5 protein-coding genes are annotated in these 11,507 nt (G+C 67.6%); all 5 read right to left on the reverse strand.

Features of this window, described 5'->3' with window-relative positions:
- Positions 1-2 precede the first annotated feature (2 nt).
- From treY to glgB, 5 genes are read right to left on the reverse strand one after another with little or no spacing between them, the layout of a single operon-like run.
- Positions 3-2,894 (reverse strand): malto-oligosyltrehalose synthase, encoded by a 2,892-nt coding sequence (treY, locus tag U0034_RS27125; RefSeq protein ID WP_085227602.1) that lies wholly within the window; start codon positions 2,892-2,894, stop codon positions 3-5.
- Positions 2,891-5,125, reverse strand: coding sequence for a 4-alpha-glucanotransferase (malQ, locus tag U0034_RS27130; protein ID WP_085227601.1), 2,235 nt, complete (start codon positions 5,123-5,125; stop codon positions 2,891-2,893). The genes treY and malQ overlap by 4 nt, the downstream gene beginning before the upstream one ends.
- Positions 5,122-7,059 carry a malto-oligosyltrehalose trehalohydrolase gene (treZ, locus tag U0034_RS27135; protein ID WP_085227600.1) on the reverse strand — a complete coding sequence of 646 codons (1,938 nt, stop codon included), beginning with the start codon at positions 7,057-7,059 and terminating at the stop codon, positions 5,122-5,124. Before treZ ends, malQ begins: the two co-directional genes overlap by 4 nt.
- Entirely contained in the window at positions 7,052-9,229 is a 2,178-nt protein-coding gene (glgX, locus tag U0034_RS27140; protein WP_085227599.1) for a glycogen debranching protein GlgX, read from the reverse strand. Before glgX ends, treZ begins: the two co-directional genes overlap by 8 nt.
- Before the next feature lie 54 nt (positions 9,230-9,283).
- Positions 9,284-11,497: a 1,4-alpha-glucan branching protein GlgB gene (gene glgB, locus U0034_RS27145; protein ID WP_176072565.1), complete on the reverse strand. Its 2,214-nt coding sequence runs from the start codon at positions 11,495-11,497 to the stop codon at positions 9,284-9,286.
- Positions 11,498-11,507 lie beyond the last annotated feature (10 nt).

Genomic DNA, 11,507 nt, shown 5'->3' on the forward strand with positions numbered 1-11,507 from the left:
TGTCAGCGCACGCCCTCTTCCACGAGCAGGGCGACCGGCAGCGCGCTCAATGCCTCGGACAGCAGCAGCCGTCCGTTCGCGTCGGCCTTCGGTGCCGCCGGGCTGAACCAATCGAACAGCGTGCGGCTGGCCAAGGTGGGCGGCAGCGTGATCGACGTGTCTTCCCACAAGGCCGGATCGACGAGCGGGACGTCGCTTTGCGGCGAGAGCAGCGAAGCAGCGAGCCGGGTGCCGATGACGATCGCGTAGGCGTCGCCGTGCCTGCGAGCGAAGGCAATGGCGTGTTCGGCGCAGTTGCCGGTCACCGGCAAAGGCTCGTAGTCGCCTTCGAGGAAAAGCGCGGGAGAATGGGCTCTAAGCGTCAGCGCGCGCTGCACGATGCCGAGCTTCACGCGTGCGTCGCGCCAACTCGCGAGATGGTCGCTCGGGGGCGCATCGGTCAACGCTGCCTTGCGCCTGGCGAAATCGACTGGCCGCCGATTGTCAGGGTCGACAAGACTGAAGTCCCACAGCTCGGTGCCCTGATAGAGGTCGGGCACACCGGGCGAGGTGATGCGCAGCACCGTTTGCAGGAGGCTGTTCACCGCGCCCGCGCGGGCTACGCGGGCGACGAAGCGCGTGAGCTCGTGCAGGAAGCCGTCGCGGCGCTGTGGGGAAAGGATGTCGAAAAGGAATTCGCGCGAGGCCGATTCGTAAGTCTCGTCGGGCGCGTGCCAGCTCGTGCGCAGCTTCGCTTCGCGCAAGGCTTTGAGCTGCCACGCGGCGATACGCTGCGCGAACGCTTCGACACCGTCGGCATCGGACGGATCGAGTTCGTAGGGCCAGCAGCCGATGAGCGTTTGGTACAGCATCGCCTCCGCTGTCGGGCCCGGCGCCCAGTCGCGCGATGTGACCGAGCCCGGCAGCGGCGCACTCGATAACGAACCGCCCGTGAGTGCTCGCCGCTGAGGCGCATTCAACGTCGACCACGCGCGCAGCGTCGCGCACCATTCGTCGGCCAATTCGCTCAGCACCGCGAGGCGTGCCCGTACGTCCTCGCCGCGCTTGTGATCGTGCGTGGCCGTGGTGAGAAGGCCGTGCGCGAAACGCTTGGCACGCTCGGCGTTCGCCGCGTGGAATTGTTCGACCGACAGCGAGAAGACATTGGGTGCCGAGCCCACCTCGTTACGCGACAGCAGGCGGCCGTAGCGATAAAACGCCGTGTCTTCGAGCGCCTTTGCCGCGAGCGGCGCGGTCAGCTGTGCGAACACGGCGCTTGCCGTTCTGCGTTCGCGATTCGGTGCGGCACCGTGCGGGCCGCCCGCGCCTTGCACGGAACTCGGTGGCTCGGCGCCATCGGCGCTGGCGCCGAGCCACCGATCGACCTGCTCGAGCACCGCATGATCGGCGGCGGGCAGTGCGGCTCGTGCCTGATCGTAAGCGTGGCGGAAGTAGGGCTCGTCGGCGCTTGTCCGTACGCCGCTGTTCGGGTAGAGGCGATAGACGGGGAAATGCACCGCGAGTTCGGTCAGCGCACGGCGGATCGCCGCGAAAGCGAAATCGCGCGTGGCCGGATGCTCGCGCGCCATCCGGTGCAGCGCGCGCGCGGCGCGATCGAGTTCCGCCGAAAAATTCTCGGCAAGCAGCAGGCGGCGTGCGGCGCGCGCTTCGTCCTCGTACGAGGCGTTGCTGCCTGCGAGGTCGTTCCAGGCAGCGGTCAACGGCGCTTCGCCCCGCGCATCGTGCAGCAACGCCCCCACCTCGTTCATGAAGTCGTAGCCGGTCGTGCCGTCCGTGTTCCAATCGGCGGGCAACGTTTCGCCCGGCGCGAGGATCTTTTCGACGACGAGATAGGCGCGTGTGCCGTCGATCTGCGGCGGCCGCTGGGCTTCGCGTTCGGCGAGACGCTCGCGAAGACGGTGACAATAGTCGCGCGGGTCCAGCAGGCCGTCGATATGATCGATGCGTACCCCATCGACAATGCCTTGCGCAAAGAGCTGCAGGATCAGCCCGTGGGCGGCGTCGAACACTTCCACGCGCTCGGTGCGGATGGCGGCCAGCGTGGAGATGTCGAAAAAGCGCCGCCAGTTCACCTCGTCGGAAGCGGTGCGCCACCACGCCAATCGATAGAACTGCCGCTCGAGCAGGCGGTGCAGCCGATCGCGCGAGGCGGGCGTGGCGGGCGAGTATGCGGCCAGTGCTGCTTCTATCGCGGGCTGGCCTTGCTCCGCCGCGAACGTTCGCAGTGCGTCCAGCGCGGCCTGCGCGCGCGGCCTGTCTTCGGGCTGCGGCGTCAGCCCGTCGAAGTGCTCCGCCAGTGCGGCCCGCTCGCTTGCCGAGCGCTCGTCGCCGGGCGCCTGCGTGCGCAGCAAGACGGGATAGTCGACGGGGCAGATCGGGAACACATGCTCGGCGTAGCGCGCGACGATGCGGCCGAGCGTTTCGTCGAAGGCCAGTGCGATGCGGCCGGCCGCGAGCTCCTCGCCGTACTGTGCGCCGAGGCACGGCGCGAGCACCTTGCCGCGTAACGCGGGGTCGGGCGAATGCCAATCCACGTCGAAATAGCGCGCATAGGCACTGTGCCGCCCCCATTCGAGGATGTCGAACCACCATGCGTTGTATCCGCATGCGATGCCCATGTGATTCGGCACGATGTCGGCGATGATGCCCATTTGCCGCGCGCGCAGCGCCTGCGAGAGGCGTCGAAGCGCCGGCTCGCCGCCGAGCTCCGGGCTGACCGTGCCGTAGTCGACCGTATCGTAGCCGTGCGTCGATCCCGGTACCGCCGTGGTGAGCGGAGACAGGTAAAGATGGCTGATGCCCAGCGCCGCGAAGTAATCGACATGGGCAGCTGCATCGTCGAACGTAAAGCCGCGATGCAATTGCAGGCGCAGGGTCGAGCGGGGGAGCGTCATGGTGCGCTCCGTTCATCCGGTTTCGGCACGCGTTGCGCCATGTCGTCGCGCAGCCGCGCGAGCGCCAGCAGACGATCGTTGAAGCCGGCATCGGCGAACAGCATGTCGAGCGGGGCCGTGAGGCGCCGCCGCCAGTTCGGATGTTCGTCGATGGAACCCGGCAGATTCGGCTGCTCGATCGTGCCCAGCAGATCCTCGAGCGGATACACGGCCAGTGGCGTGGGCGTCGACGAAACATAGGCGAGCGCTTCGTCCACGGGCGGCTGATCGGGCGGTGGTGCGCTCGTGTCGTCAGGCGCGAGGCCGGCACGCTGAAACGCTTCCCATAGCGCGTCGCGATCGGCGGCTCGTTCGTCCCTGGCCGCCGCCACGGGGTCGCGCCCGTCGCGCCGCGGCACGGTTTGGCCTATGCGGTGGCGCCAATCGATATCGTGGCCTTGCCACCAGCCTGCCACGGTGGGCAGATCGTGGGTCGTCGTGGTGGCGAGCGAGTGATCGCCCCATTGTTGCGGCGGTAGAAAACCATGGCCGTCCGGCTCGCGTTCGAACCAGAGCACGCGCATGCCGAGCAGCCCATGCTGTGCAAGCCGCTCCCGGAAGCCGGGCGGTACCGTGCCGAGATCCTCGCCGATGACCACTGCCCGATGGCGTGACGACTCGAGCGCGATGAGGCGCAGCAGATCGGCGAACGGGTAGTTGAGGTAAGCGCCGTCCTTCGCTTGCGCGCCCTCGGGCACGAGCCAGAGGCGCTGCAGGCCCAGCACGTGATCGATGCGCAAGCCGCCCGCATGGGCGAACGAGGCGCGCAGCATATCGATGAACGCCGTGAAGCCCTGGTTGCGCATCGCGCGCGGCGAGAACGTCGTGAGCCCCCATGCCTGCCCGGCCTGATTGAACAGATCGGGCGGCGCGCCGACCGACACCTTCTGCAGCATGTCGTCGCAATAGGACCACGCGTGACTGCCCGCGCCGTCGCAGCCTACCGCGAGATCGGCCACGAGCCCGATCGCCATGCCCGCTTCGCGTGCGGACTGTTGGGCCCGATCGAGGCCCTTGGCCGCGAGCCACTGCATGAAAAGATGAAATTCCACCTCGCGTCGGTGGGCCTCGGCGAACGCCCGCACTTCCTTGCCGCGCGGATCGGTCAGGCCGGCGGCCCATTCGCGCCAGTGCATGCGGCCGTTGTGCTCGCGTTCGTAAGCGTCGAGCGCCTCGAAACGGGCGTGATCCTCGAGCGCTCGCCCGCCGCGTGCGCAAAATGCCGAGAAGTCCGCGGCGAGAGCGGATCCGCTGGCGTGCTCGTGCGCGCAAAACGATTCGAAGAGCGAGCGCAGCACCGCGAGCCGCAGCGAGAGCGCACGTGGCCAATCGATGAGAGGCGCGCTTTCGAGTGCCGCCCACGCGTCGCGCACGCCGGCGGCTTCGAGTGCACGTCCGGCCGCCTGCGCACCCAGCACGGCGGCCGGATCGATGTGCGCCACGTTGAGAAAGAGCCGCGATGACGGCGAGTAGGGGCTGAATTTCGAGGGATCGGCGCTGAACATCGCATGCGTCGGACTCACCGCGAGCGCAGCGGCGCCCCGGCGCGCGCTTTCCTCCGCGAAGGTGGCAAGCGCCGTGTAGTCGCCGAGCCCGCCGTCCCCGTCCCGCCGCAGGCTGTAGAGCTGGGCGCCAATGCCCCAGAGCGCGGTTTGCCGGGCCCTGTCCGTCGCCGTCGCCGCCGTTGCTTTCTCGGCGCCGGCGCGGCGCGCATCGTCGACGGTATGACAGCGTCGCGGCGCGACCGCCAGACGGACCTGCGCGCCGTCCACAAGCAGCGTGTGATAGCCGGGCTCGGCCACCGGCGCGATGATTGCCGGTTCGCCGCCGGGCGCGCTCACGTGGCCCTCGATCGCGCCGCCGCCTTCGAGTTCGATGCGATAACGGCTGTTCGGTTTCGCCGCGGGCCGCGGCAGCGATATGGCGCGATGACATTCGGCCGTGACGAGCGGCGGCAATACGCTCGCGGCGAGTTCCGCATCGAGCGCCGCTTGACTTTGCGCCGCTTCGTCGCGCGTACCGCATGGCAAGCCGAGCGCCGTGAGCAGGGCCGCGAGCGTATCCTGCGGCACGTGCTGCTCGCGGCCATGCGCATCCTCCCAGCGTACCGAGAAACCGGCGCGCGTCGCGAGCCGCTCCAGCGCATCGCGGCTCGCGCGCTGCCGCGCGGCCGAAGGCGTACGCGTACTCACAGATCGTCCTCCCGAGGCTCGATGATGCGGGCGTCGTGCCGCAGCGCATAGGCGTTGACGTCACCCGTGAGCCATGCGATGCACGCATAGGCCGGCAACTCGCCCGCATCGACGCTGTCGCGCGTGCGCGGCGGTGTTTCGAAGATGACCATGCCGTCGGGGCGTGCCGGGAACGGCAGTGCATCGGGTGTCAGGTTCAACGCGATCGATAGCGTTTGTCCGTCGGAGAGTTGCCAGCGGGCGAGCAGGGCGTTGGCGTCACGGCCGCTCGCCATCGGCAGCACGATGGCGCCGAGTGCACGCGCATGGGCAATGCGCGGCGCGATCAGCTTGGCGCGCACGGCGAGCGCCGAGCGATAGAAGTGCAGCCAAGCATCGCTTTCGCCGACTGTGCGCTCCCGCGGTTCGCTGCCGGGCTCGCAGTTGGCGTCGTCGGCCAGAGAGGAGAGCGCGAACGTCTGAACGGCGTTCGGATCGGGAATGCGCGCGCGCCGCTCTTCGTCGCTGAATGCCGAGAACCGGGCGAACTCGCGGCGGCGTCCTTCGCGCACCGCGTCGGCCAGATCGCCCGCATAGTCGGTGAAGTAGAGGAAAGGCTGAGTCGAGCCCGCTTCTTCGCCCATGAAGAGCAGCGGGATCTGCGGCGAGAGCAGCATGAGCGCCGTCGCGGCCAGAAGCGCCTGTGGCGCGCACAGCGTGCGCAGACGTTCGCCGAATGCGCGATTGCCGATCTGATCGTGATTCTGCAGGAACATGACGAACGCGCTCGGTGGCAGATGCGCGCTCGGCTCGCCGCGCGGTGCGCCGTCATGGATCGGAGACGGCTCTCCCTGGTAGGCGAACCCTTCGGCAAGCACGCGCGCGAGCTTCTCGATCGGTCGGTCGGCGTAGGCCCGGTAATAGCCTTCGTGCTCGCCCGTCAGCAGCACGTGCAGCGTATTGTGCGCATCGTCGTTCCATTGCGCGTCGAATGGCCCGCGCAGCAGGCTCGCCGTGTTGCGCTCGTTTTCGAGCACGAGATGGATGTGGCGGCCCGGTTCGGTCGAGCGCCGCACACGCTCGGCCAGCTCGCGCAGCCAGTCATCGTCGTCGATGGCATGGACGGCATCGAGACGCAGGCCGTCGAATCGATACTCGTCGAGCCAATAGCGTGCGTTCTGGCAGAAGAACTCGCGCACTTCCTGGCGGCGAAAGTCGATTGCGGCCCCCCAGGGCGTGGTTTTGTCCTGGCGAAAGAAGTGGGGGGCGTAGCGCGGCAGATGATTACCCTCCGGTCCGAAATGGTTGTAAACGACGTCGAGCAGTACGGCGAGCCCGAGCCCATGCGCGCAATCGATCAACGCCTTGAGGTCGTCGGGCCTGCCGTAGGACGAATCGGGCGCAAACGGAAGTACGCCGTCATAGCCCCAGTTGCGATGGCCCGGAAAGTCGTTGAGCGGCATCAGTTCGATCGCCGTGACGCCGAGTTCGGCGAGGCGCGGCAGGCGCCGGGCGACGCTCGCGTACCCGCCGAGTGCGCCGACATGTAGCTCGTAGATGACCATCTCTTCCCACGGGCGGCCCATCCAATGCGTTTGCTGCCAGACATAGGCGCGCGGATCGACCACTTCGCTCGGGCCGCCTACGTCCTCCGGCTGGAAGCGCGAGGCCGGATCCGCCACGGCGCCGTTTGCGGCGCCATCCAGCCGGTAACGGTAGCGCGTGCCGGCACCGCAATCGGCTTGCGCTTCGAACCATCCGTTACCGGTGGCCGCCATGTCGACGAGCGTCGTCGTCGACGCGTCTTCGATTTCGACCTGCACAGAATGGCACGCCGGCGCCCAGAAGCGGAAGCGCGTGCGCGGCGAGGCACCCGGGGCACAGTCGAGAAGATGGGCACCGAACGGCAGGCAGTGCGCGTAGCGGGCCTGGCGATCGAACAGATGTTCAGGCATGGGGGTTCCTTGCTTCGCCGGTCGGATGCGGGCCGATCGAGCGATCGCTCCACGGGCTCGGCCCATCGGCCGGCTGGGGCCGTGCGCACAGCAGGGCAAAGCCGTGCGCGTAAAGCTCGAGTGCCTCGTCTTCGAGCCGGTGCGGCTCGCGCCAGGGGCGTCCCGTATCGGCCAGCACGTTCCATTCCAGGCGCGGCGCAGGCGGCACGAACGGCAACGGGCGATCGGAGCCGTTGAACATCAGCAGCAGCACTTCCGTCTGCCCGTCGAGGCCCGGCCCGGCACGGCGCATCACGAGCGCGCGCCCCTCCGGGTCTTGCCACGTCTCGGCCGTCAACGGCTCGCCGCGTTCGTCGAACCATTCGGCGTCCTTGATCTGCGGCAGCACGTCGCCGTCGCCGCGCAGAAAATGGGTATCGCGCAGCAGCGGATGCGCGCGGCGCAGGGCGATCATGCGCGAAACGAACGACGTCATCGCGCGTCCTTCGTCCGAAGCGGCTTGCCGCCAGTCGAGCCAGGATATTTCGTTATCCTGACAATAGGCGTTGTTGTTGCCGCCCTGGCTGCGCGCGAACTCGTCTCCGGCCGCAAGCATCGGCGTGCCGAGCGACGTGAAGAGGCACGCGAGCATCGAGCGCATCACACGGCGGCGCGTGTCCAGAACCTCTTCGTCCGCGGTCGGGCCCTCGGCTCCCCAGTTCGCGCTGCAGTTCTCGTTGTGCCCGTCGGCATTGTTCTCGCCGTTGGCCTCGTTGTGCTTTTGCTCGTATGAAACGACGTCGGCAAGCGTGAAGCCGTCGTGCGAGGCGAGGTAGTTTACCGAGGCCCACGGCCGTCGATAGCGGTGGTGGAACAGCTCGGCCGAGCCCGCGATGCGTGCCGAGAGTTCGGCGCGCATGCTCGCGTCGCCGCGCCAGAACCGCCGCACGCAGTCGCGAAACTTGTCGTTCCATTCCGCGAAGCCGGGCGGATGGTGGCCGACCTGGTAGCCGCCCGGGCCAACGTCCCACGGCTCGGAGATCAGCTTGCGTTGCGACAGCACCGGGTCTTGCCGGATTACGTCGAAAAAGCCCGAGCCGGGATCGAAGCCCGTGCCCTCGCGCCCCAGCGTCACGCCGAGGTCGAAGCGAAAGCCGTCGATGTGATAGGCACTCGCCCAGTAGCGCAGCGAATCCATCACCATTTGCAGCACGCGCGGGTGCGACAGGTTCAGCGTGTTGCCGCAGCCCGTATCGTTGATGTAGTGCCGCTCGTCGCCCGGGATCAGACGATAGTAGCTGGCGTTGTCGAGGCCGCGCCAGGATACGGTCGGCCCAAGCTCGTTGCCTTCGCAGGTGTGGTTATAGACCACGTCGAGAATCACCTCGATTCCGGCTGCGTGGAACTGCCGCACGGCGATGCGCATTTCGTTGAGCCGTCGGGTCGACAGATAGGCCGGGTGCGGGGCGAAAAACGCGGCGGTGTTGTAGCCCCAGTAGTTCGTGAGCTGCCGTTCGAGCAGAAACCGCTCGTCGAGAAACGCGTGAACGGGCAGCAGCTCGATGGCGGTCACGCCGAGCCGGTGCAGATGTTCGATGAAATGCGGCGTGGCAAGCGCCGCGAAGCTGCCCCGTTCGTGCTGGCGCACTTCGTCGCTCAATATCGAGGCACCCTTCACATGCGCTTCGTAGATGATCGTCTCGGACCATGGCACGTCGGGTCGCACGTCGCGCGACCAGTCGAACGCTTCGTCGATGACGACGCACTTCGGCACGGCCGGCGCCGAGTCGCGCCGGTCGAGCGACAAGTCGTGACGGCTCGAATGCACGCGATACCCGAAGAGCGCGTCGGACCATCGAAATGCCCCCGTGAGCTTCTTCGCGTACGGATCGAGCAGCAGCTTGTGCGCGTTGAAGCGGTGCCCTTGCTGCGGCAGATAGGCGCCATGCGCGCGAAATCCGTACACGGTGCCGGGGTGCGCGCCGGGCAGGTAGCCATGCCAGACTTCGTCCGTGCATTCGGGCAGCGGATAGCGCGCGAGTTCCTTGTGGCCGGTCGGATCGAAGACGCAGAGCTCGACTTGCTGGGCGTTCGCCGAGAACACGGCGAAATTGACGCCGAGGCCGTCCCATGTCGAGCCCAGCGGGTAGGCTGAGCCGGCCTCGAGCCGATCGGGTAGAGAATTCGCCATGCCCCCTCGTTTCCTTGTCGATTCGAATCGCCGCGGCGTGCGCGCGGCGTATGGTTACGCCGCACGCAGCACGATCGTCGCGAGCGGCGGCAAGGTGAGGACGACCGATTGCGGCTTGCCATGGCTCGCGATGTTGTCGGTCGCGACGAGCCCGCCGTTGCCCACGTTCGATCCGCCATAGACGCTCGCATCGGTGTTGAGCACTTCTTTCCACTGCCCCGCGCGCTGCATGCCGAGGCGATAGCCGTGGCGCGGCACCGGCGTGAAATTGCAGACCACGGCCACCTCGCGTCCCGTGCCGTCGCTGCGCCGATAGGCGAACACGCTGTTGCCGCTGTCGTCGCCCACGAGCCATTCGAAGCCGCCCGGTTCCGAGTCGAGCGCATGCAGTGCAGGCTCCTGCGCATAAAGGCAATTGAGGTCGCGCACGAGCAACTGCACCCCGTGATGCATCCCATCGTCGAGCAAGTGCCAGCGCGGCGAGCCGTCGTGGTCGAACTCGGTGTCCTGCCCGAACTCGCCGCCCATGAAGAGCAGTTTCTTGCCGGGATGCGTCCACATGAAGCCGAAGTAGGCGCGCAGATTGGCAAAGCGCTGCCAGCGGTCGCCCGGCATCTTGCCGAGCAAAGAGCCTTTGCCGTGCACGACTTCGTCGTGCGAAAGCGGCAGGACGAAGCGCTCGGAATAGGCGTAAACCATTCCGAACGTCATGTTGTGATGGTGGTAGCGCCGATAGACCGGGTCTTCCTGCATGTAGTGGAGCGTGTCGTGCATCCATCCCATGTTCCACTTGAAGCCGAAGCCGAGGCCGCCGTCTTCCACGCGCGCCGTCACGCCGGGCCAGGCCGTCGATTCCTCCGCGATCGTGACGGCGCCGGGCACGCCGGGCGCGTGCGCCACTTCGTGGTTGACGCGCTTCAGGAAGGCGATGGCCTCCAGGTTCTCCCGCCCCCCGTAGATATTGGGTACCCATTGCCCTTCGGCACGCGAATAGTCGCGATAGAGCATCGATGCGACGGCGTCCACGCGCAGACCGTCGACGTGGTAGCGCAGCAGCCACGCGAGTGCGGAGGCGATCAGGAACGCGGCAACCTCGTTGCGGCCGAGGTTGTAGATCATCGTGTTCCAGTCCTGGTGGTACCCCTCGCGCGGATCGGCATGCTCGTAGAGCGGGGTGCCGTCGAACGCGACGAGCCCGTGCGCGTCGTTCGGAAAATGCGCGCTGACCCAATCGAGGATTACGCCCAGCCCTGCCTCGTGAGCCCGGTTGACGAACTCGGCGAAGCCCTCCGGCGGGCCGAAGCGGGCAGACGGTGCGAACGGCGAAAGCGGCTGGTAGCCCCACGAGCCGCCGAACGGGTGTTCGGCGATCGGCAGGAATTCGACGTGTGTGAAGCCCATGCCGAGGGCGTACGGAATCAGGCGGTCGGCAAGCTCGGACCAGTTCAGCCCGCGGTGGCCTTCTTCGTCGATGCGCAGCCACGATTCGGCATGGACTTCGTAGATCGCGATCGGCGCGCGCGGCGTGTGCAGGGCCGCGCGCTGCGCCATCCAGGCGCCGTCGGTCCAACCGAACTGCTCGATGCCGGCTACGTCGGCCACGACGGAAGCCGTGGCCGGGGTGCGCTCCGTGCACATCGCGCAAGGGTCCGCCTTGAGCGGCAGCGTGTGGCCATCGCGCGTCACGATCTCGTACTTGTACCGCGTGCCGGCCGCGAGCCGCGGCACGAAGAGTTCCCAGACGCCGGCCACGTGGCGCAGGCGCATCGGGTGGCGGCGTCCGTCCCAGGTGTTGAAGTCGCCCACGACCGAAACCCGCCTTGCATTCGGCGCCCATACCGCGAAGCGCACGCCGGGCACGCCGTCGAGCGAGCAGGGCCGCGCGCCGAGGCATTGCAGCACGGCGTATGGGTCGGATCGCGCAAGGCGCCCGAGTGCTTCCTCGTCGAGCACGGGGCCGAACGAGTAGGTGTCCTCGATCTCCTGCTCGACGCCGTGCCAGTCGATGCGCAGCCTGTACGGCTCGGCCCGCTCAGCGAAACCGGCGAAGAGGCCGCTTGGGTGAATTCGCACGAGCCGGCCGAGACAGGCGCTGCCCGTGCGTTCTATCACGGTCACGCCGGCCGCGCCCGGCAGAAAGGCGCGCACCACAATGCCCGCGCTCGTGCGATGCATGCCGAGCCGCGAGAACGGGTCCGGATGGCGCGCATCGACAAGCGCTTCGATATCGACGAGGTCGAGCCCGACCGCGGCGTCGCGCTCGGCGATGGAATGAATC

The organism is Trinickia caryophylli (assembly GCF_034424545.1).
GTDB lineage: Bacteria > Pseudomonadota > Gammaproteobacteria > Burkholderiales > Burkholderiaceae > Trinickia > Trinickia caryophylli.